A 22,410-nucleotide genomic window follows, 5' to 3' on the forward strand; every position below is an offset into this window, starting at 1 on the left:
AGGATTTTGTCATAAGCAATAAGCATTTTTCCAAAAAATATAAAGAGCCATGGGAAATTGCTTTTTCTCAAAGGTACCCATGAAGATAACTCAACCTAAAAAGATTCTTGAAATAAACATTAGATCAACATACAAAACGCCTAATAACCTAAAAAATTGGCTGTAGATAAATGAGCAAACGATCACTATCTAGTTGATTGCGTACACAGCCATACATCGCGCCTTATTTACCAGCACTTCCAAAAAATAGTTTAATTCCAAAATTAATGCATATTTTGTCATTAATATGTTTTAACAATAAAACCACTTTAAAACCGCTAACACAAGAATCAATATCTATGAGCGAAGCAAATCCAAACAAAGCAGACAATCGCGAATTTCCAGCGGTTGATATTTATGATGAAGACGGCGTTATTTCAGGACAGTTTCTGGAAGCGGTTGAAAATGCAGTTTTAGAAAATAATGCACTCTTTTTGGATGAAAATGTCGCCTCACTTCATCCCTCTGAACTTGGTCACCTTATTGATGCGTTAGAGCCGGAGCAACGCCCTGAGCTTATCATGCAACTTGGTGAGAGTTTCGACTTTACAGCCCTTACCGAAGTTGATGAGGCCGTGCGCCTTGAAATTATGGACGCGCTACCAACGCAGCAAATTGTCGAAGGTGTGCAAGATATTGATTCCGATGATGCGGTTTATCTGCTTGAAGATCTTGATGATGACGACCGACAAGAAATCCTTGCCAAACTTCCCTTTACCGAACAAGTTCGCCTTCGCCGTTCGCTCGATTTTCCAGAGGAAAGCGCTGGCCGCCGCATGCAAACAGAATTTGTTGCCGTGCCACCATTCTGGACCATTGGTCAAGTTATTGATTATATGCGGGAGGAGCAAAATTTACCGGATCATTTTTCGCAAATATTTGTCATTGATGCGACATTTAGGCTTATGGGTAGCCTCGATCTTGACCGTTTATTACGCACTCAAAGACCGGTACGTGTTGATGAGGTAATGCATGAAGCACGCCATGTCATTCCAGCGACGATGGATCAGGAAGAAGCTGCGCAAATTTTTGGCCAATATGACTTGCTATCCGCTGCAGTAGTTGACGAAAATGAGCGCTTACTTGGCGTTTTAACCATTGATGACGTGGTTGATGTTATTCAGCAAGAAGCTGAAGAAGATTTGATGCGCATGGGCGGTGTTGGTGATGAAGAACTCTCGGATAGTGTTTTATCAACCGCTAAATCACGTGCCCCTTGGTTATCGGTAAATTTATTCACAGCTCTCGCCTCAGCCTCTATTATCGGGATTTTTGACGGCACTATTGAACATATGGTGGCGCTAGCTATTTTAATGCCCATTGTTGCGTCCATGGGTGGTAATGCCGCCACTCAAACCATGACGGTAACAGTGCGCGCCATAGCGACAAAAGACATTGATATATATAATGCCGCCCGTGTTATTCGTCGTGAGTTGACCATTGGCCTGTTAAATGGTGTACTTTTTGCCATATTAATTGGCACTGCAGCAGGCTTATTTTTTTGGTCGCCTGACCTTGGTTGCATCATCGCATCTGCTATGGTGATTAATATGCTCGCTGCGGCATTGGGTGGAATTCTGATTCCGCTATTACTAAACCGCTTTGGCGCAGATCCTGCTATTGCCTCATCGGTATTTGTCACCATGATTACCGACGTTGTAGGTTTTTTTTCGTTCCTCGGACTGGCAACTTGGTGGTTTGGTCTTTGGTAAAGCCGCAAGCCCAATAAAGCAAAAAAAACTCTTACGGGGTTAGAATGATATGATACGCGAATTTTACACCATAAAAGACCTTACCAAGGAATTTAACATTACCCCAAGAACACTGCGTTATTATGAGGGTGAAGGCCTTATTCAACCCATAAGACAAGGCCGCATGCGCCTTTATTCTCAATTAGATCATAATAGAATTACTGCAATTTTGCGTGCAAGACGACTTAATTTTTCGTTAGACGAAATTCAACAATTATTACACATAAACGATCATGCCTCGCAAGATAGTCAAACTTTGCGTCATATTCTTGACCACATCAATACGCAGCGCCAGAAGCTTAAACAAATGCGCCAAGATATAAATGATCAATTAGATGATCTTGAGCGCCTTGAAGATCGCTCATTTGAACGTTTGGCCGAACTTGGCGTAATGCGGTAATAAGCTTAATTTAGTCTTTTTAAAATACGCAGTTAATTTGCATTCTGCGCAGGAGTTTCCAATACATCATCGCCAACAAGACAAGTTGAACGAATATGATCAACACGATCATCAGTTAGATCTATAAGCCCATGTAAAAAATCGGCTAAAAGACCTTGTTTGTCCAACTCATCAAAAGCACAGGCGCAAAATTTCGCGCTTTCATCATCCCCCAATCCTGCAAATTTACGACATTCATTTTCTGCCGTAATTCTTATTTCAGCAATTGTTAGCTCACGTGGCGGAATTATACTAGAATATACAAAAAATCCCGCCATTAAAATTGGCTGATGAATAAGATAGATAAGAAGCGTATGGCGACCAAACCATTGTAACATTTGGTTTAAAAAATTTGGTTTGATACCAGCCTGCAAAAGCGACAAAACATTTAACTTATCCATTAACTGCGCAAGGGTTAAGCCTAGCAGACCGGCGGAAAACCATGGGAAGAATGGCACATAGTCAAAAGTTGATGGTGGCGCCGGATTTAATCCTAGCCATAAAAATATATTTCCATAAACAGGGGGTAAAAAAATTGGTGCATAAAACACGGCTGCAGCAACAATGACATTAATTAGCCAAGGCATACGCAAAAACAACAAGCCAACAAAACTAGTTAAGGCGATTTCATGTAGAATACCAAAATAAATGAAATTATCAGGCAGAATATAAAAGGTCGCTAAGCTGACCAAACCGGCTGCAAAAATGATAGCAATAAATCGCCGCGTAAATGCATGCCATTTTATTCCATTGCTATGCGCAAGATAAAGGCTAAAGCCACTTAAAAACAAAAAGCTACTGGCGACAATATGGGCCAAATCCGTCAGCCAACCATTAGCTATTGTATCAGCCGAAATATAGCGAAAATAAGCAAGATCCCAGCTAAAATGGAATACCACCATGCCAATTAACGCAATAGCACGCAATATATCAAGCTTTTGCAACCGCAATCGCTTTTGTGGGGTATTATTGACCGCGCTTGTCTTTATCATAAAATCTACAACCCCATGAATTTCAATATGCAATATTATTGCAGCTATAAACTAAATAAATAGAATATTTCAAGTTCAGCATGAGCAATAATTTTTCACCCAACCATCAATAACATTATTTGATAGCTGCGCTAATCATGGCAGATTTTAGCGAATATATTTATTTTATCACCAAGAAGCATCATTATCACCTATTATTGAAGAAGAAAGCAGCGCAAAAAACAAACCAAAATTTTGCAGCTGTATTTATTACCATTTAGATTAAAGCCAGTTTCATAAAGTCAAAAGCCGTTGCTTTTATTAAGCATTTTTAAAGATACATCCTCAAGGCGAAAAATAACTTTAAAAAAATTTTAATAAAATCTAGGCTTAGATCATCATGTTTTTCAAAGCCTCAGCGATTATCTCATGAACAAATCACGATATGGGCTTGTCTTTTTCCTGTCATCACACCACATTATCTTATAAGAATCGGAAAAATTATTGCTTGCGATGACCACTCATAAATAGTCGACTGCTAGCTAATAGATCAATAATTCCGTTTTTGAGTTATAAAATCATTTAAGGAGATAGATGAGATGGCTTTTGAATTACCCGAGCTTCCATATGCCTATGATGCATTAGGGCCATATATGTCACGTGAGACTTTAGAATATCACCACGACAAGCATCATCTTGCTTATGTCACAGCAGGTAACAACCTTATTAAGGATTCTGGCCTTGAAGGTAAAAGCCTTGAAGAAGTGGTTAAAGGTAGCTATGGCAAAAACCAACCATTATTCAATAATGCCGGCCAGCATTATAACCACACATTGTTCTGGCAATGGATGAAAAAAAATGGCGGCGGCAATAAATTGCCAGAAAAGCTAGCAAAAGCAATTGAAAGCGATTTAGGCGGTTTTGATAAATTCCGCGCCGATTTTATTGCCGCAGGCGTCGGTCAATTCGGCTCTGGTTGGGCTTGGGTTGCTGTTAAAGATGGCAAGCTTGAAATCATGAAAACACCAAATGGTGAAAACCCACTCGTGCATGGTGCAACACCAATTCTTGGTGTCGATGTTTGGGAACATTCCTATTATATCGATTACCGCAATGCTCGTCCTAAATATCTTGAAGCATTTATCGACAATCTCATCAATTGGGATTTCGTGCTTGAGCTTTACGAAAAAGCATAAAACAACTCGCTTAAGTTTAATATCTTGATATTTTTAAATCCAGATTATTACAAGAATAATCTGGATTTTTTATTTTATTGACAATAATTTAAAGTACATCAATAATCTACAAGAACCGTTTCAGATTATCTATATTTACCAGGACAATATAACTAACATAAAATAAGAAAATTTAACCTAAAGGCGATGATTGATATAAATTTCAATGGTATACCAAAACAAAATTTTGGATAATTTAAAAGAACAGTGAGTGGCGTTTTAGAAACCCATCGCCTCAAGCATAATTAACGTAAATCACACAATGGGTTAAACATTACGTGAGTCAATTATTTGGTATAGCCCCTAAATTCAAATACTAATTAACTTTCATACTTACATATAATGGGATCAGGGTAATTATGTTCGCTTTTACGTATCAAGGATATATAAAGGAAGATTTTACATTTAAAAAATTTTATTTCTATGTAAATAGTATTTTAAACTTTTTTGAAATTGGTGACCTTAAAATATTATATAATTCAGATTTTTTTAATAATAATAGTATATTTTACGATTCATCTTCTTCGAATAAAGAAATTGCAATCAATTCTCATAGAACAGATTATTCAAATATAATTCAAGAAGTTTTGGAAGAAGATGAACTACTTAAAAATATTTCATCTGTTGCATTTATTGCGAAGAAAGCGACCTATTGTAAACGGTTTGAAATAAAATTTGATTGGTGCAATCACGTTGCTGGTGAGTCTTACCATAATAAAAAATATGATATTATTACATTTTATATTAAGGATAGAGATAATCCATACCGTAACATTGATAATGTACTTTTATTATTAGAAAAATTATGCGTTAATGCAATGGATCTAATACAGTTTAGAAAATTGGAAGCACCATATATGCCTAATTTGGAGTATTTTATCTCATATTCGAACCCACTGCATTGGGTTGATTTTTCTAGTATCAAAGTTTTAGAAAGACGAACATGGAAAAACGCTAGAAAACATACAGCGTAAGCTTTATAATTTATTAGGTTACAGCAGCTGTTTTTATTAGTGGCTGGCATAGATAAGGCTTAAGTATAATTATTTCATCTAACTTGACAATACTTTAATCAAGTTCTGTGTCGAATGATAGTTAAAACGCCAATCACACTCCTTTAAATAGAGGTGAAAGTGCCCTTTTGGGATGCCATTAAAGCGACGCATATGCCGCTGCTAAAACGGCGGCAGAACGGGCCGTTGAACCTCAAAGAAATACTTCAATCGGTTCGTCTTGTTTTATTTGCAAAAGACGACTTTGCCACGTGACTTATCCATTTGACACCAATAGCTTTTTTTAGCTATCTATGCTAACTCTTTTCAAATTTTTGGAATGGAAATCATTAAAATATCTACATCTTGACGACGACAGAAATTTTACTGGTGGGGAAATTTATAGCACCTCAGTCCTAGCATTGAATGCCAATCATTGCCTTCTGGTTGATCTAAAATCACACTTCCCCAATATTGAACGCTACGCGATAAATTTTCGAATGGATAATGTAAAAATCAATCCTATCAATCAACAAGTATATAATTCTGAAAAAATACGAATGAGTTGGCTAACTGTAGATACACAAGAATAATTTGATTTTTCTGTAAAACCTTTTTAGGCATATGATGTGTTTTAAAAGGTTAGAATATAAAAGCGTTTCTAGCCTATCGCTGGAAACGCTTTTATTATATTCAAACTTTGATTTACCCTAAACGAGCAAGTGCCTTTTCAAGCTTTTCACGCTCTTGCGAACATTCTTCCAAACGAGCGCGCTCGGCTTCCACCACATCAGGACGCGCATTGGCAACAAATTTTTCATTATTGAGTTTTGAAGATAGTTTGCCAATCTCAATATCGATTTTACCAATACTTTTATTAAGGCGGGCACGCTCGGCATCAAAATCAATCAAGCTGCCAAGCGGGAGCGAAAACGTAACGCCGCCGAGCACTGTTTGCGCTGCTTGCTCTGGTGCAACATTGGCAAGGGTGATGCTTTCCAAACGGGCAAGGCGTTTTAAAGCGACTTCATGACGCTCTAACCGATCTTTAGTCAGCTGATCGGCTTCAAGCACAACCAAGGGTGCCATAGCACCGGCAGAAACATTCATTTCTACCCTTAGCGAGCGAATACCGGATACAACATCAATCAACCAATTAATATCATCAGCAGCTTCTTTGTCCTGATAATCAATGCTTGGCCACTCGGTCACAACCAGCATAGCATCGCGGCTTTGCCCCTCACCTGCGGTATGGGCCCATAATTCTTCCGTGATAAATGGCATAAATGGGTGCAACAGCTTATAAATCTCATCCAAGCACCAAGCAACGCAAGCTCGTGTTTCTTGCTTTTGCATTTCATCATCGCCGAGAAATACTGGCTTAATAAGCTCCAAATACCAATCACAGAAGAAATTCCAGACAAAACGATATAAGCTTGCTGCTGCGTCATTAAAGCGGTAGCTTTCAATACCGCTAGTCACTTCGCCAACTGTGCGGCTCAATTCTGTCAAAATCCAGCGATTAAGCGATAGGTTAACATTTTCTGGCTTAAAATTGTGGTCATGAGCTGCACCATTCATTTCAGCAAAGCGTGTTGCGTTCCACAATTTGGTAGCAAAATTGCGATAACCAGCAATACGGGTCGGGTCAAGCTTAACATCCCTGCCCTGCGCGGCCATAATAGCCAAGGTAAAGCGCAAAGCATCTGCTCCATATTCATCCATCAGTTCCAAAGGATTAATTACATTACCTTTAGCCTTAGACATTTTAGCACCATCTTTATCACGCACCAACGCATGCATATAAATGGTATCAAAAGGCACTTCATCCATGAAATGAATGCCCATCATCATCATACGAGCAATCCAAAAGAACAAAATATCAAAACCAGTAACCACCACACTGGTTGGATAATAGGTCGCAAGCTCTGCAGTCTTTTCCGGCCAACCCATGGTGGAAAAAGGCCAAAGTGCGGATGAAAACCATGTATCGAGTACATCTTCATCGCGCTTTAACTCAACCACTTCTCCATAATGTTTTTGGGCGGCTTCAAGCGCTTCTGCTTCGCTTTTTTCTACAAAAATATGACCATCAGGACCATACCAAGCTGGAATTTGATGCCCCCACCATAATTGGCGTGAAATGCACCATGGCTCAATATTTTCCATCCAATGATAATAGGTTTTATCCCAATTAGCTGGAATAATTGCGGTGCGACCACTGCGAACGGCTTCAATAGCAGGCTTTGCCAATTCTCCTGCATTAACATACCATTGGTCGGTCAATAAAGGTTCAATCGGCACGCCGCCACGGTCCCCATGGGGAACCTTATGAAGATGCGGTTCAATCTTGGCAAGATAACCAGCTTCATCCATCATCTCAATAATAAGCTTGCGCGCGGCAAAACGATCCATGCCGTCAAGCTGATCTAAAAGCTGATTAAGCGTATCAACCTGCTGCAATCCTTCCATAAAACCTTCATTACCGCGCAAGGTAATTTTAGCGTCTGGCGTCATGATGTTAATAGCACGTAAATTATTGCGCTTACCAACTTCAAAATCGTTAAAATCATGGGCAGGGGTAATTTTCACCGCGCCAGAACCTGCCTCTGGGTCTGCATAATCATCGCCAACAATTTTTAACTTACGACCAACAAACGGCAAAATCGCATATGTACCAATTAAAGCCTTATAGCGTGGGTCTTCAGGATTAACCGCAATACCACTATCGCCAAGCATAGTTTCTGGACGAGTGGTTGCAACCACGATAAAGCTTGTTTCATCTTCAACATTAAAGGTCTTGCCTTCAAGTGGATAGCGAAAATGCCATAAATTACCATTAACCTCACGCGGCTCCACCTCAAGATCCGAAATGGCAGTATTAAGCTTTGGATCCCAATTAACAAGACGCTTATCTTTATAAATAAGACCTTGGCGATGCAAAGTTACAAAAACTTCTAATACCGCTTTTGAAAGCCCCTCATCCATTGTAAAGCGTTCACGCGACCAGTCACAAGATGCACCAAGACGGCGTAATTGATTGGCAATCATGCCACCTGATTCATGCCGCCATTGCCAAATGCGCTCGACAAATTTTGTCCGCCCCATATCTCTGCGGCCTGGCTCCTTGCGCTCTGCCAATTGGCGCTCCACCACCATTTGGGTTGCAATGCCAGCATGATCCATACCTGGTTGCCAAAGCACATTTTTGCCGCGCATTCTTTCAAAACGAACCAAAATATCTTGAATGGTATTATTGAGCGCATGGCCCATATGCAGCGAGCCAGTAACATTTGGCGGAGGAATAACGATTGCAAAAGCTTCAGCACCTGGTTTTGAACCTGCGCCTGCTTTAAAAGAACCTTTATCTTCCCACTCTTTAGCAATACGTGGCTCGATGGCTTGTGAATCATAATTTTTTTCAAGCATTTTTTATCCGATTCGATTCTACTAGTTGAGCATCGGCCAATATGGCCAGCAATTTGCTCATTGCATTTTAATTAAATTTGCAGCTCATATCTTATGACGGCGCAATATCTTTGTCAAAATTGCGCAGTTTTTCTTTTTGTTCTTGGCGATGATAAGTGAAAACACTGATCGGCAAAAAAATAAGATATAAAAAGGCCGATATAGTAAGTGTAAGCCATGTATAGCTCACCAATAAAACAACATAGGCAACGATCACCAACATAAGCGGCACAACAATATCACGGCGCACACCTTTACCGATAGATTTGCCATTATAAACCGGTAATTTTGATACCATCAAAAAGGCAATAGCTAAGGTGTAAATGCTGAAAATAACGCCTGTGACATGATTAACCGGCAAATCAAAAGCCCCAAGATAAATGGGTAAAACCAACAGGCAACCACCTGCAGGGGCTGGAATGCCTACAAAATAGTGCTTTTGCCAATCTGGCGTATCGTGACGCTCCAATGCGACATTGAAGCGGGCAAGGCGTAAACAACAAGCAACACAATAGACAACCGCAGCCATCCAACCAAAATTACGTGCTTGATCTAGAATATAGATATAACAGATAATTGCCGGCGCAACGCCAAAATTTATCGCATCAGCTAGCGAATCCATCTGTTCACCAAAAGGCGAAGAGCCGTTCATCAAGCGCGCAATACGACCATCAATGCCATCAAGAACCGCAGCAATAAGCATCATGAAGATTGCACTTTCAAAACGGTGCTCAATCGCCATACGAATGCTGCTTAAACCCGCAACAATGGCTAAAACGGTAATAACATTGGGAACAAGATAGCGCAGAGCAATCGGCGCTCGGCGCTTATGATGTTCGCTTTCACTATTATTATCTGGTTCAAAAGGAGGAAATGGCGATGCACTTTTCATGTCGTCAATCCATTCTAAAATCAGTTAGGCTTTCGCCATTATCGAACATTGCCAAAACCGTTTCACCGGCAACTGCCGTTTGACCAACCCCAACACGTATATTGGCATTTTTAGGCAAATAAACATCAAGACGCGATCCAAAACGAATAAGACCAAAACGCTTACCAGCTTCAAGCTCTGCACCATCATGAACCCACCACACAATACGCCTTGCTACAAGGCCAGCCACTTGCACAACACCAATATCGCCGTGCTTTGTTTCAAGCACAACACAATTGCGCTCATTGGTTTCACTCGCCTTATCAAGTTCAGCATTAGCAAATTTACCAGGACGATAAACCATCGATTTAATTTTTCCATCTATTGGAATACGGTTAACATGGCAGGAAAATACATTCATAAACACCGAAATACGAATAACTGGTTCATCGCCAAGATTAAGTTCTTTAGGCGCTATCATTTCACCAACAAAAGAAATTTTACCATCTGCTGGGCTAACAACTAATCCCTCAGCAACTGGCGTAAAACGCTCTGGATCGCGAAAGAAATAAATACACCAAATTGTCAGTACCAAACCTACCCAAAAAAGTGGAGCCCATGCCCAACCAAGGAGCAGTGAAACCACAAAAAACACCGCAATAAATGGATAGCCTTCTTTATGAATAGGCACAAAATTATTGCCTATGGAACGCATGATACTCATTGATAATCCTGTCTTCTTTAAAATCTGGCGGATTAAGCAATCTTAAAACCAGATCCAATATTATAATTATCTTTCAATTAGCAGACTATGAAAGCATGCGCAAAAAGATAAATGATTTATGTTGGTTTTGTGCGGTCTACATAAGGTAAAATGCACATTTTTTTGGTAATAAACAGTATTTTTTGCCTAAATGAAACAATCAAAAGCAAAAAGGCCAATTCAAGTTACTGAAATGACCTTTTCACAATATTAGATTGCATAACCTTTTAAAAAAGCTGCGTCGATAAGATCAACCTATAAGGCAGGTTCGCCACGATCAATTACGCCGAGATCATCATTTTCACGCATTTCACGCAATTTTTGCTCAACCTCAGTTGCCTCTCGTTGGCGTTTCCACATTGATGCATAAAGGCCATTTTCATCAAGAAGCTCTTGATGTCTGCCGCGCTCAACAATTTTGCCACTTTTTAAAACCAATATTTCATCGGCATCAATAATTGTCGATAGGCGGTGGGCGATCACAAGGGTTGTACGATTCTTGCTCACCAATTCAAGCGCTTGCTGAATATCCTGTTCGGTTGCCGTATCAAGCGCGGAGGTTGCTTCATCTAGAATGAGAATCGGCGGCGCTTTTAAAATCGTACGAGCAATAGCGATACGCTGTTTTTCGCCGCCCGATAATTTCAAACCGCGCTCCCCAACCATAGCATTATAGCCTTGCGGCAAATTTTCGATAAAATCTGAAATTTGGGCAAGTTCTGCCGCTCGCTTCACTTCTTCAAAACTTGCGTCGGGCCGACCATAGCGAATATTATAGGCAATAGTGTCATTAAAAAGCACTGTATCTTGCGGCACCATTCCAATAGCATGGCGAAGACTTTGCTGAGTTACATTGCGGACATCTTGTCCATCAATGGTAACGGAACCAGATTGAACATCATAAAACCGAAATAAAAGCCGCGAAATAGTAGATTTACCGGCCCCCGATGGCCCAACAATTGCCACTGTTTTGCCGCTTGGCACTTCAAAGCTTATACCTTTTAAAATGGCTCTATCTTCATCATAGGCAAATTTGACCTCATCAAAACGAATTGTTCCCCCCTCAACCGTCAAGGGCTTTGCATCCGCTTTGTCAGTAATTTCTTGCGGAACATCTAAAAGATCAAACATCTGCTCAATATCGGTTAGGCCTTGGCGCACTTCTCGATAAATAAAGCCAATAAAATTCATTGGAATGGAAAGCTGGATCATGAGCGTATTAATGAAAACGAAATCACCAATCGTTTGGGTACCATTGGCAATTTCACGTACCGAAAGCACCATCATCATCATTAAGCCAGCACCAAAAATTAACGCTTGACCAAAATTAAGCCAGCCAAGTGAAATCCACGTCTTGACGGCGGCTATTTCATAGCGCTCCATCGATGCATCAAAGCGCTTTGCTTCCATATCCTCATTGCCAAAATATTTCACCGTTTCAAAATTCAACAATGAATCGATAGCACGAGTATTAGCTTCGGTGTCTGAATCATTCATTTGTCTTCGAATAGCAATGCGCCAATCGCTGGCTTTGATGGTAAACCACGTATAGGCAACCACCGTCACAACAACGACAACAACATATTCAAAACCACAGGAAATCCATAAAACAAAGGCTGTTAGCGCAAATTCAAGTAAAGTTGGTGCAGTATTTAAAATGGTAAAGCGTACAATCGCTTCAATCCCTTTAGTGCCACGCTCAATAACCCGAGATAACCCACCTGTGCGCCGCTCCAAATGAAAGCGCAGTGATAATTGATGCATATGAATAAAGGTTTGATAGGCAAGTTTACGCACCGCATGCTGACCAACGGCGGCAAAAAGCGCATCACGCAATTGATTTAAACCTGCTTGAATGATGCGGGCAACATTATAAGCAGCAACCAACATTAATGGCGTAACAAGTGCTGGCATCACCCAGTTAGGCGCAACAAAGCTGCCACCTAAGGCTTCGGTTGCATATTTGAAAAAATATGGCACCAAAATAAGCACAAGTTTTGAGGCTACAAGATAAAACAATGCCCATAAAACCCGGCGTTTTAACTTCGGCTGATCTGATGGCCACATATAAGGCCAAAGATTATAAAGCGTTTTAAAAGTTGCGCCAGAATCAGCCGAAACCGTCTTACTGCCGTTATTTTTTCCGGCCGAACTATCACTCATTTTCAAATCTTTTTCTAATACATGTGCAAAATTGGTTTATTGCTTTGATGGCAATGCTAATCTTTGCCCGGCTTGAACATTGTGGGGATTTTCCAACACATGTCGATTCAATTGATATATTTTATCAGCAAAATTATAATCACCATAGAGGCGTTGTGCGATCTGGGAAAGCGTTTCACCTGGGCGAACAACCACGGTTTCAACCGGCTTATTGGCAATATAATATTGTTCATTACTTTTATTTAAATTGGAGATTGTAAAAGGCAAAGTAACATTTGCAAATATTTGCCCCTTTTCATCTAATAATTGCGCCTTTAAAGCATAATCACCTTCTGCAAGCCTGTTGGTGCGCTCGATACAAAAACGGCCCGTTTCTTTAATAAACTCAGAACCTAATATAAGATCAAGATTATGGATTGCAACCCGCCGATTTGCCGGCGCATGACCACAGACGATAAAGTGCCCATTTTCGTAAGCAATATATTCAACCAAAAAGCCAACCTGCTCTGAAGCGCCGTCATCACCAGATACATTACTTAACGGATAGACAATTCTCTGTGTGCCATTTGGTTCATCAATAATGGCGGTTATCGGAGCGTTGCGATCATTATTGATCGTAAGAATTAAAGTTTGAGTGGACGTTGCAGATTGACCATTTTTATCAGTTGAACGCAAAACACAGCGGTATTCGCCGGTTCCTGGTTTTTTTATAAGGCCAATTTCAAAATTACCTTTTTCCTCAGCTCTCGACTGCCCTAATAATTTGGCACCACATACTAGATCAATCTCACTCAAAGGATCAGCTTTACCAGCAATAATAATCCTACCACGCGCATCAACCAAGAAAGAACCAAAAACTGGTGCTGTAACCAATGTTGGAAATGCAACGATAGGTTGGGCAACAGCAAAATGCATGTGCCTAGCAGATACTGATAACAAAAAGCTTAGTAGCGATATTATAAAAGCTCTAGCGAAAAATTTAACATCTAATATTTGCAAAGGGTTCTCTTGATAGCTATTATTTAAACGCTTCGATTTGAAGCATTATCCAAAATAGCACAAATATACCTTGAAGGCACCCGCTTCAAGAAAAATGCTCGAATAAATTGAGGATTACTATCGTTTATTGGTAAAAACTCAAAAGCTAATAAAATACAGTCGATTTTGCGGCATTTGAAAATCTAAGAAAATATCCTTATTATAAAGGCCAGACCTTATTATAAATGAAAGACATTTAATTTTAATGAAGCTATGCTCTTGGTTTAAGTTTAGATCACTTCAATCATTGAGGTAAATTTTAGCGTTAAAAAAGCAGACTATAGAATAAAGCAAAACTAATATCACTTAATCCGGAAAAGGAATAAAACATGCCAAAAATTGATTATATTTGTGTTTATTGTGGTTCTAGCGCGGGCGAAAATCCTATCTATATCAAAGCTGCTGAAATTTTTGGCGAAGCCTTAGCTAAAGCGAATATTGGTCTTGTTTATGGCGGTGGTAGTCGTGGCATAATGGGGGCTGTTGCCCAAAGTGTAAAAGCTCATGGTGGCAATGTCATTGGTATTATTCCAGAGTTTTTATTAAGCAAAGAGGCACCCGATGCCGCAGTCATAGACCTTGATGAGTTAATCATTGTTGATACTATGCATCGGCGCAAAACATTAATGTTTGAAAAGGCGGATGCTTTTGTTACCTTTCCAGGTGGCATAGGCACTTTGGAAGAAATAATTGAAATGATGACATGGGCGCAATTGGGGCATCATAATAAGCCAATGGTTTTTGCCAATATTAATGATTACTGGAACCCCTTAGCAGACCTTTTGCGCCACATGGCCGACGAAGGGTTCTTTCATAGCGCCAGTAAAGTTAAACCGCTTTTTATAAATAATGTTGACGATATTATTCCATTAATAAATAATATTTCTTAAATTGCCGCCTTTTAAATTAATGGCGCGGCTCTAAATAATATTTGTGAATTAGAAAATTAAAAAGAGACGCGTCATGCACGATTACTTTGCAAACTATTCCGATGTTACTTTGAAATTAATTGTCGGGCTTGCGGTATTTTTGTTGGTATTGCGCACAACTGGGCGTGGCAGCCTTAGCCAAATGACACCGATTGACCTTGTAAGCAACTTTGTTATGGGTGGCATTATAGGTGGCGTTATTTACAATCCTGCGACTGGAATTCTGCATTTTTTAGGAGTTTTGTTTATTTGGGAAGCATTGGTGATTTTAGTTAATTATTCTCGTAAACATTTCCCGCTTATTCGCGATATTGTTGCAGGTGGTGATTTACCGCTAGTTATTGATGGCAAATACCAAATTAAAAATTTCAAACGCATCGGCTTAGATGTAAATGATTTTGTAACTATGCTGCGCATTAAAGGTGCAGCACCCCATGAGGTTGCTTTTGCCAATTTTGAATCGAATGGCTCATTATCGGTTATCAAAAAAGAAGAAGATCGCGTATCCGTTATTTTAATTAAAAATGGTGAAATCATCAAAGATAATCTTGAGCTTGCTCATAAAACTGAACAATGGGTCCAAGACCAAGTCAAAAAACAAAAAGTCGATCTTGAAAATATTTATCTGGCTGAATGGTTTGAGGAAAAAACACCCACAGGCAGAGAAAGGAATGGTTTATTTATTGTTCCTATACCCAAAGATAGTGCCTAAATTCCTCAAAGAATTACAATTTACTAAACTGAGATGACTTGAATCTCATTAAGACAAAAATTATTTAGGTTAAATCTCAAAATATCAACAATTACATTAATGAGAAAGTTAAAAACCTATCAAACAATAAAAAAAGCGCCCAAAAGGACGCTTTTAAAAGGCAAAAAATCTCAAAAATTAATCTTTAAAACGCCGGATAACCAATGACGCATTAGTACCACCAAAACCAAAAGAGTTGGTAAGAACTGTATCAATTTTACGTTCTCTTGCCTTATGCGGCACAAGATCGATTTTGGTTTCAACCGATGGGTTATCAAGATTTAATGTTGGCGGTGCAATATTATCACGAATAGCCAAAGTACAGAAAATAGCTTCAGCAGCACCAGCAGCACCTAGCAAGTGGCCAATAGACGATTTGGTTGATGACATTGACACTTTATCAGCAGCATCGCCCATAACGCGCTCAACAGCTGCAAGCTCAATTGTATCTGCCATAGTTGAAGTACCATGAGCATTAATATAATCGATATCGGATGGCTTAATACCTGCACGTTTAATCGCCGAACGCATGCAGCGTTCTGCACCCTCGCCTGTTTCGCTTGGTGCAGTAATATGATGAGCATCGCCGCTCAAACCATAACCTACCACTTCAGCATAAATTTTGGCACCACGTTTTTGGGCGTGCTCTAGTTCTTCAAGAACGAGAATAGCCGACCCCTCACCCATTACAAAACCATCACGATCCTTATCATAAGGGCGGGACGCACGGGTTGGATCATTATTATAGCTAGTTGATAGCGCCTTACAGGCAGCAAAACCAGCAAGCGAGATGCGATTAACTGGCGATTCTGTACCACCCGCTACCATAACATCAGCATCCCCTAGCGCAATCAAACGAGCAGCATCACCAATAGCATGAGAGCCGGTTGAACAAGCGGTTACGACTGAATGATTTGGCCCACGTAATTTATGCTTGATAGAAACATAACCGGACGCGAGATTAATGATACGCCCTGGAATAAAAAATGGGGAAATACGTCTTGGACCGCGATCGCGAAGTGTATAACCCGCTTCGACTATGCCTTCAACGCCGCCAATACCTGCACCAATCATTACGCCGGTTGCAATTTGATCCTCATCGCTTTCTGGATGCCAATTAGCATCTTCTAGCGCTTCGGTTGCGGCCGATACCGCATAAACAATAAATGGATCAACCTTACGTTGTTCCTTTTGTTCCATATATAAGTCAGGATTATATGTGCCGTTTGTGCCATCACCTAAAGGAATACGGCAAGCAATCTGACATGGCAGATCATCGACCTCAAATTCGCTGACACGACGGGCGCCACTATCCCCATTTAACAATCTCGTCCAACTATGCTCTACATTGCCGGCAAGCGGAGAAACCAGCCCTAGGCCGGTAATGACAACACGCCTCATCATCACATCCTGATCTAACATTCTTTAATTAGAATTTTTTTCAATTTAAATCACAAATTCTCAGACTATTGAGCATTTGGTATTTATTTTGGGTATTCATTTTTGTATTCATTCGCCTTTATAGCAACGAATTAACACACTATAAATGAAAGAAAAGCACCTTTTAAAAGGCGCTTTTTTTCTAAATTTATCAAAACAGCAAAATGCTATTTATGACGAAAATTACGCCAAAGCCTTGTCGATGAACTTAACTGCATCACCAACGGTTAGGATGGTTTCTGCTGCATCATCAGGAATTTCAACGCCGAACTCTTCTTCAAATGCCATAACAAGCTCGACTGTATCAAGGCTGTCTGCACCGAGATCATCAATGAAGCTTGCGCCTTCTGTTACCTTGTCAGCTTCTACTCCAAGATGTTCTTCAACAATCTTTTTTACGCGTTCTGCTGTATCACTCATGTCGGAACCTCGACCTCAGTTGTCCCAGCCTTGAATGGCTTGGGGTATTCAAATAAAGCTAATAGGTGCAAATCAGCATTTTGCTATTTTCTGCACCCTGTGGATATCCCTATTGGGATAAACAGCAGATAACTGCTGCTAGAAATAATCAAAATCATTTACCGAGTTAAAAAGCAAATTATTTTGATCGAAAAGATAGATCACCAAAAAAATGATCGACCTCTGGTTATCTAAATAGATGCGATAGACCAATTATTAAAAAAATTCAATCGCCATCATCAATAGTTTAAAGCATTTACCATGCAAATAGCACATATAAACGCCCATTTTTTATTTTTTTCACAATTATTTCTAGAAAGCCAACCATTTTTCGCTCTAGAAACATTATAAATAAAATCATAAAAAAGTGATTCAACGGCACTTTTGCAACGACTTTTAAATCATCAATGCAAATTACCATGTTAAAATCACTTATCAGATCATTGCCATACCACCATTAACATGAATGGTTTGCCCCGTTACATAGCTTGCTTCATCACTAGCAAGATAAACTGCAGCTTTTGCCACTTCTTGGGCTGATCCCATACGCTTCATAGGAATAGCGCTCATGATTGCATCTTTTTGCTTATCATTAAGCTTATCGGTCATGGCTGATTCAATAAAACCAGGAGCAATGCAGTTAACGGTTACGTTACGGCTAGCAATTTCTTGCGCCAATGATTTTGAAAAACCAATGATACCGGCCTTGGTAGCGCAATAATTGGCTTGGCCAGGATTACCAGTAACCCCAACAACTGATGTAATATTGATAATACGGCCAAAGCGACGGCGCATCATTGGATGGGTTAACTCTTTGGTCAAGTTAAACACTGCGGTAAGATTAACGGCAAGAACGGCATCCCAATCTTCATCACTCATGCGAACAAAAAGGCCATCACGTGTAATGCCAGCATTATTGACGAGAATATCAACGCCGCCCATTTCTTCTTCAACACGCGCACCAAGTGCTTTTACTGCTTCACGATCGGATAAATTGGCAGGAAAGACAAAAACGCGTTCACCAAGCTCAGCTGCTAATTCATCCAATTTTTCTTTGCGTGTGCCATGAAGACCAACAATCGCACCCTGCGCATGTAAATTACGCGCAATAGCTTCACCAATACCGCCAGTTGCGCCGGTTACAAGCGCCTTGCGCCCATTAAGTTCAAACATATTTGATCCTCACTGATCATTTTCAAGTCTCTATCATCATGAATTTAGAAATCATAATGGCAATATCAAGAAGCCATTACTTTAGAATGAGCCTCTGTCAAAAGGAATTTTAAAACTAAACACCTAATTCTTTAAGTGCTTCTTCGATTTCTGCACCCGTATTTACTGGACGGCCAGTAATATCCTTATTAATGCGTCGGGCAAGCCCAGTTAGCACTTTGCCGGTACCCACTTCATAAAGGGTATCAACATCATTATTGCCAAACCACTCAATAGTTTCACGCCAACGTACTTGGCCCGTGACTTGGGCAACCAATAAATCGGCAATCAATTTTTCATCGCGCACAGGTTCTGCCGTAACATTGGCAACCAAAGCAATAACCGGTTGGTGTTTTTGTACTTCAGCTAAAGCTTCAGCCATAGCATCGCCGGCAGGCTGCATAAGTACTGAATGGAAAGGCGCGGATACAGGTAACATAAGCGCCCGCTTTGCGCCTTTTTCACTTGCCAAGCTTGCGGCTTTTTCAACGGCTGCCAAAACACCCGAAATTACTAATTGGCCGCCGCCATTATCATTGGCTATCTGGCAAGCACCAAGACTTGACGCTTCAGCGCAGATTGCATTTACATCACTTGCTTCAAGCCCGATAATTGCCGCCATACCACCTTGACCAACTGGAACCGCTTTTTGCATAGCATTACCACGAATACGCAAGAGCCGCGCCGTATCAGCTAAAGAAAACATGCCAGCGGCACAAAGGGCGGAATATTCGCCCAAAGAGTGACCTGCAACATATTGCACTTTTTGAGGCAAATTTAATCCAAGCGACTGCATTACTTTAATAATAGCCATAGAAACAGCCATTAAAGCAGGCTGAGCATTAGCGGTTAAAGTTAAAACATCTTCGGGGCCTTCAAACATGGTACTTGATAGCTTTTCGCCCAAAGCTTCATCAACTTCTTCAAAAACTTGTCTAGCAACAGAAAACTGTTCTGCTAATGCCTTACCCATGCCTACAGACTGGCTGCCTTGCCCTGGAAATGTAAATGCAATTGCCATAAGGATTTGCCTCTTTATTAATATTATACTTATTTTTTGCTAATCGTATAGCAAACAATATAATTAGCTACCCCCATAAATTAGGGTAGCTAAAGCTAATTAAACTTTTTTAGCGATGAGCTCTTTAACTGCAGCAATGGCATCATCAGCCTTATCAGCGTCTGGACCACCAGCCTGTGCCATATCGGGACGGCCACCGCCACCTTTACCACCAAGCACTTCGGTTGCCACGCGCACAAGATCAACTGCACTTAATTTATCGGTTAAATCATCGGTTACACCAATAACAATGCTGGCTTTACCATCTTCGCCTTTGCCGATAAACACCACAACGCCAGAACCAATTTGCCCCTTACCACTATCAGCAAGCGGCTTTAAATCACGCGGTGAAACGCCAGTGACAACACGCCCCATAAAACCAATGCCATTAACCTTTTCAAGCGGTTCATCACCACCATTATTAGAGCCACCGCCAAGCGCCAATTGGCGACGCGCATCACTTAATTCTTTTTCAAGTTTGCGGCGTTCTTCGCTCAGCAAGCGAACGCGCTCAACCACATCATTAACACCAGTTTTCATCAATCCTGCAAGATCATGCAAACGCTCATCTTGATTTTTAAGATATTGACGAGCACCATCAGCAGTCAGTGCTTCAAGACGACGCACACCCGCAGCAACAGCACTTTCAGACAATATGCGAATAAGACCTATATCGCCGGTGCGGCGTACATGCGTACCACCACAAAGCTCAATCGACCAAGGGCGATTACGAACGCCATTGCCAGCTTCGGCTTCACCCATGGAGACAACACGTACCTCTTCACCGTATTTTTCACCAAATAGTGCCATCGCACCTTCAGCAATAGCATCATCAACCGCCATAAGCCGTGTTGTGACTGCCGCATTTTGCAAGACAATACGATTAGCAATATCTTCAATCTCATCAAGTTCTTCACGTGAAATTGGCTTTGGATGAGAAAAGTCAAAACGCAAACGATCTGGCGATACTAGCGAGCCTTTTTGCGCAACATGGGTACCAAGAACCTGACGCAAAGCTTCATGCAATAAGTGGGTTGCCGAATGGTTAGCCCGAATTTTACTGCGACGCTGATGATCTACAGTTAATTCAGCCGCTTCACCAACTTTAATTGTACCACTGCGCACTTTACCAATATGAACAAAGACGCCCTCGCCTTTTTTCTGGGTATCAGTGACATCAAAGATAAAATCATCGCCAATGATTGTACCGCTATCACCAACCTGACCACCTGATTCGCCATAGAACGAAGTTTGATTGACGACCAACTGACATTCATCGCCGCTAGCGACACTATCAACCATGACACCATCTTTAACCAAGGCGGTAATAACTGCTTCAAGCTTTTCAGTATCATAACCCAAAAACTCGGTTGAACCAACCTTATCGCGTACTGCAAACCAAACGGTTTCAGTTGCAGCTTCTCCAGAACCAGACCAATGGGCACGGGCTTCTGCTTTTTGACGCGCCATTGCGGTATCAAAACCATCCGTATCAACCGAGATATCACGGCGGCGCAGTGCATCTTGAGTTAAATCGAGCGGGAAACCATAAGTATCATATAGTTTGAATGCAACCTCACCATCAAGCTTACCGCCAGCAGTTAAATCAGCACTTGCCTCATTTAACAAGCCAAGGCCACGTTCCAAGGTTTTACGAAAACGCGTTTCTTCCAGTTTCAAGGTTTCTGATATTAAGGATTCAGCTCGCAACAATTCAGGATAGGCCTGCCCCATTTCACGCGTTAGCACTGGCAATAGCTTAAACAATAACGGATCTTTAGAACCTAATAATTGCGCATGGCGCATAGCGCGGCGCATGATGCGGCGAAGAACATAACCACGCCCTTCATTTGATGGCAATACACCATCAGCAATCAAAAATGCGGATGAGCGCAAATGATCGGCAATAACGCGGTGACTTGCGGTGAATTCGCCTGCAGCTTTAACGCCGGTAGCTTCTTCTGAAGCTCTAATTAATGTGCGGAAAAGATCAATGTCATAATTATCATGCACGCCTTGCAATACAGCAGCAACACGTTCAAGCCCCATGCCTGTATCAATAGATGGGCGCGGCAAATCCTTGCGTTCATCAAGGCTTACTTGCTCATACTGCATGAACACAAGATTCCAAATCTCGATAAAGCGGTCGCCATCTTCATCTGCGCTACCAGGAGGGCCGCCCCAGATCTTATCGCCATGATCGTAGAAAATTTCCGAACAAGGACCGCAAGGCCCTGTATCACCCATTGCCCAAAAATTATCATTGGTGGCAATGCGAATAATCCGATCATCGGTAAGGCCAGCAATTTTCTTCCAAAAATTGGCAGCATCCTCATCGGTGTGATAAACGGTTACCAATAATTTATCTTTTGCCAAACCAAATTCTTTGGTTAGCAAATTCCATGCAAAGCTAATGGCTTCTTCTTTGAAATAATCACCAAAGGAAAAATTGCCTAGCATTTCAAAAAATGTATGATGGCGAGCGGTATAACCAACATTATCAAGATCATTATGTTTACCACCAGCGCGAACACATTTTTGTGCTGTTGTCGCACGATTATAGGGGCGCGTCTCAAGGCCGGTAAAAACATTTTTAAACTGCACCATACCGGCATTGGTAAACATCAATGTTGGATCATTACGCGGCACCAATGGGCTAGATGAAACTATCTCATGCCCATTGCGATGAAAAAAATCCAAAAATGTTGATCTTATCTCATTAACGCTATTCATAAATCCACCTTGCTGTTACGCACTTTCCCATCATAATCGGGCACATATAATTGTTCGGTTTATAACAATAATGCCATAATATAAAAGAGCTAAGTT

General features: G+C 40.8%; 17 protein-coding genes and 1 pseudogene. 6 read left to right on the top strand and 12 right to left on the bottom strand.

Annotated features, from left to right (window positions below; genetic code table 11):
• Nucleotides 1-338 precede the first annotated feature (338 nt).
• Nucleotides 339-1,751: a magnesium transporter gene (mgtE, locus tag N6A79_RS08385; RefSeq protein WP_262078170.1), complete on the top strand. Its 1,413-nt coding sequence runs from the start codon at nt 339-341 to the stop codon at nt 1,749-1,751.
• Between the two features lie 49 nt (nt 1,752-1,800).
• On the top strand, nt 1,801-2,190 hold the full coding sequence (locus tag N6A79_RS08390) for a MerR family transcriptional regulator (protein WP_268545588.1): 390 nt from the start codon (nt 1,801-1,803) through the stop codon (nt 2,188-2,190).
• Nucleotides 2,191-2,222: 32 nt separating this feature from the next.
• Here the strand turns inward: N6A79_RS08390 and N6A79_RS08395 are convergent, their stop codons facing one another.
• Nucleotides 2,223-3,221, bottom strand: a complete 999-nt coding sequence (locus N6A79_RS08395) for a heparan-alpha-glucosaminide N-acetyltransferase (protein WP_268545589.1) — start codon at nt 3,219-3,221, stop codon at nt 2,223-2,225.
• 578 nt (nt 3,222-3,799) lie between these two features.
• Between N6A79_RS08395 and N6A79_RS08400 the strand changes: the two genes are divergently transcribed.
• Together N6A79_RS08400 and N6A79_RS08405 are read left to right on the top strand one after the other, a co-directional pair.
• Nucleotides 3,800-4,396, top strand: a complete 597-nt coding sequence (locus tag N6A79_RS08400; protein ID WP_262078172.1) for a superoxide dismutase — start codon at nt 3,800-3,802, stop codon at nt 4,394-4,396.
• A gap of 398 nt (nt 4,397-4,794) precedes the next feature.
• Entirely contained in the window at nt 4,795-5,409 is a 615-nt protein-coding gene (locus N6A79_RS08405) for a hypothetical protein (RefSeq protein ID WP_268545590.1), read from the top strand.
• A 78-nt stretch (nt 5,410-5,487) separates the two neighbouring features.
• On the opposite strand, the pseudogene N6A79_RS08410 reads toward N6A79_RS08405, so the two are convergent.
• The 6 genes and pseudogenes from N6A79_RS08410 to N6A79_RS08435 all read right to left on the bottom strand — a co-directional run.
• Nucleotides 5,488-5,610 (bottom strand): annotated as a pseudogene (locus N6A79_RS08410) (IS1595 family transposase); the annotation flags it as partial.
• Nucleotides 5,611-6,132: 522 nt separating this feature from the next.
• A complete protein-coding gene (locus tag N6A79_RS08415; RefSeq protein WP_268545591.1) occupies nt 6,133-8,856 on the bottom strand; it encodes a valine--tRNA ligase in 2,724 nt (907 codons plus the stop codon).
• A 91-nt stretch (nt 8,857-8,947) separates the two neighbouring features.
• Nucleotides 8,948-9,787, bottom strand: a complete 840-nt coding sequence (gene pssA, locus N6A79_RS08420) for a CDP-diacylglycerol--serine O-phosphatidyltransferase (RefSeq protein WP_268545592.1) — start codon at nt 9,785-9,787, stop codon at nt 8,948-8,950.
• 4 nt (nt 9,788-9,791) lie between these two features.
• Nucleotides 9,792-10,490 (bottom strand): phosphatidylserine decarboxylase, encoded by a 699-nt coding sequence (locus tag N6A79_RS08425; protein ID WP_268545593.1) that lies wholly within the window; start codon nt 10,488-10,490, stop codon nt 9,792-9,794.
• Between the two features lie 294 nt (nt 10,491-10,784).
• Nucleotides 10,785-12,692, bottom strand: coding sequence for an ABCB family ABC transporter ATP-binding protein/permease (locus N6A79_RS08430; RefSeq protein ID WP_268545594.1), 1,908 nt, complete (start codon nt 12,690-12,692; stop codon nt 10,785-10,787).
• Between the two features lie 36 nt (nt 12,693-12,728).
• Nucleotides 12,729-13,607, bottom strand: coding sequence for a LysM peptidoglycan-binding domain-containing protein (locus N6A79_RS08435; RefSeq protein WP_262078178.1), 879 nt, complete (start codon nt 13,605-13,607; stop codon nt 12,729-12,731).
• 452 nt (nt 13,608-14,059) lie between these two features.
• On the opposite strand from N6A79_RS08435, the gene N6A79_RS08440 reads away from it, so the two are divergent.
• Both N6A79_RS08440 and N6A79_RS08445 read left to right on the top strand, forming a co-directional pair.
• The gene (locus tag N6A79_RS08440) at nt 14,060-14,620 is read left to right on the top strand and encodes a TIGR00730 family Rossman fold protein (protein ID WP_268545595.1); all 561 of its coding nucleotides are present in this window, start codon (nt 14,060-14,062) and stop codon (nt 14,618-14,620) included.
• 73 nt (nt 14,621-14,693) lie between these two features.
• Nucleotides 14,694-15,371, top strand: a complete 678-nt coding sequence (locus N6A79_RS08445; protein WP_268545596.1) for a DUF421 domain-containing protein — start codon at nt 14,694-14,696, stop codon at nt 15,369-15,371.
• A 177-nt stretch (nt 15,372-15,548) separates the two neighbouring features.
• On the opposite strand, the gene fabF is transcribed toward N6A79_RS08445, so the two are convergent.
• The 5 genes from fabF to alaS form a co-directional block, all read right to left on the bottom strand.
• Nucleotides 15,549-16,811, bottom strand: coding sequence for a beta-ketoacyl-ACP synthase II (fabF, locus tag N6A79_RS08450; protein WP_268547568.1), 1,263 nt, complete (start codon nt 16,809-16,811; stop codon nt 15,549-15,551).
• A gap of 222 nt (nt 16,812-17,033) precedes the next feature.
• Nucleotides 17,034-17,270 carry an acyl carrier protein gene (locus N6A79_RS08455; protein WP_182417206.1) on the bottom strand — a complete coding sequence of 79 codons (237 nt, stop codon included), beginning with the start codon at nt 17,268-17,270 and terminating at the stop codon, nt 17,034-17,036.
• A 474-nt stretch (nt 17,271-17,744) separates the two neighbouring features.
• A complete protein-coding gene (gene fabG, locus N6A79_RS08460) occupies nt 17,745-18,482 on the bottom strand; it encodes a 3-oxoacyl-[acyl-carrier-protein] reductase (RefSeq protein ID WP_262097602.1) in 738 nt (245 codons plus the stop codon).
• A 115-nt stretch (nt 18,483-18,597) separates the two neighbouring features.
• Nucleotides 18,598-19,542 carry an ACP S-malonyltransferase gene (gene fabD, locus N6A79_RS08465; protein WP_268545597.1) on the bottom strand — a complete coding sequence of 315 codons (945 nt, stop codon included), beginning with the start codon at nt 19,540-19,542 and terminating at the stop codon, nt 18,598-18,600.
• A gap of 99 nt (nt 19,543-19,641) precedes the next feature.
• Complete coding sequence (gene alaS / locus N6A79_RS08470) at nt 19,642-22,314, bottom strand: alanine--tRNA ligase (protein ID WP_268545598.1); 2,673 nt, start codon at nt 22,312-22,314, stop codon at nt 19,642-19,644.
• Nucleotides 22,315-22,410: the final 96 nt, after the last annotated feature.

Origin of the sequence: Bartonella sp. HY761 (assembly GCF_026743145.1) — a bacterium.
GTDB lineage: Bacteria > Pseudomonadota > Alphaproteobacteria > Rhizobiales > Rhizobiaceae > HY038.

What these genes read in the sequence shown, in the direction of transcription:
- fabD (WP_268545597.1), bottom strand. Translation starts at nt 19,542, where the DNA reads ATGGCAATTGCATTTACATTTCCAGGGCAAGGCAGCCAGTCTGTAGGC.
- N6A79_RS08435 (WP_262078178.1), bottom strand. Translation starts at nt 13,607, where the DNA reads ATGCATTTTGCTGTTGCCCAACCTATCGTTGCATTTCCAACATTGGTT.
- N6A79_RS08400 (WP_262078172.1), top strand. Translation starts at nt 3,800, where the DNA reads ATGGCTTTTGAATTACCCGAGCTTCCATATGCCTATGATGCATTAGGG.
- N6A79_RS08390 (WP_268545588.1), top strand. Translation starts at nt 1,801, where the DNA reads ATGATACGCGAATTTTACACCATAAAAGACCTTACCAAGGAATTTAAC.
- fabF (WP_268547568.1), bottom strand. Translation starts at nt 16,811, where the DNA reads ATGAGGCGTGTTGTCATTACCGGCCTAGGGCTGGTTTCTCCGCTTGCC.
- N6A79_RS08405 (WP_268545590.1), top strand. Translation starts at nt 4,795, where the DNA reads ATGTTCGCTTTTACGTATCAAGGATATATAAAGGAAGATTTTACATTT.
- N6A79_RS08425 (WP_268545593.1), bottom strand. Translation starts at nt 10,490, where the DNA reads ATGAGTATCATGCGTTCCATAGGCAATAATTTTGTGCCTATTCATAAA.
- N6A79_RS08440 (WP_268545595.1), top strand. Translation starts at nt 14,060, where the DNA reads ATGCCAAAAATTGATTATATTTGTGTTTATTGTGGTTCTAGCGCGGGC.
- fabG (WP_262097602.1), bottom strand. Translation starts at nt 18,482, where the DNA reads ATGTTTGAACTTAATGGGCGCAAGGCGCTTGTAACCGGCGCAACTGGC.
- N6A79_RS08445 (WP_268545596.1), top strand. Translation starts at nt 14,694, where the DNA reads ATGCACGATTACTTTGCAAACTATTCCGATGTTACTTTGAAATTAATT.
- N6A79_RS08455 (WP_182417206.1), bottom strand. Translation starts at nt 17,270, where the DNA reads ATGAGTGATACAGCAGAACGCGTAAAAAAGATTGTTGAAGAACATCTT.
- N6A79_RS08395 (WP_268545589.1), bottom strand. Translation starts at nt 3,221, where the DNA reads ATGATAAAGACAAGCGCGGTCAATAATACCCCACAAAAGCGATTGCGG.
- alaS (WP_268545598.1), bottom strand. Translation starts at nt 22,314, where the DNA reads ATGAATAGCGTTAATGAGATAAGATCAACATTTTTGGATTTTTTTCAT.
- N6A79_RS08415 (WP_268545591.1), bottom strand. Translation starts at nt 8,856, where the DNA reads ATGCTTGAAAAAAATTATGATTCACAAGCCATCGAGCCACGTATTGCT.
- pssA (WP_268545592.1), bottom strand. Translation starts at nt 9,787, where the DNA reads ATGAAAAGTGCATCGCCATTTCCTCCTTTTGAACCAGATAATAATAGT.
- N6A79_RS08430 (WP_268545594.1), bottom strand. Translation starts at nt 12,692, where the DNA reads ATGAGTGATAGTTCGGCCGGAAAAAATAACGGCAGTAAGACGGTTTCG.
- mgtE (WP_262078170.1), top strand. Translation starts at nt 339, where the DNA reads ATGAGCGAAGCAAATCCAAACAAAGCAGACAATCGCGAATTTCCAGCG.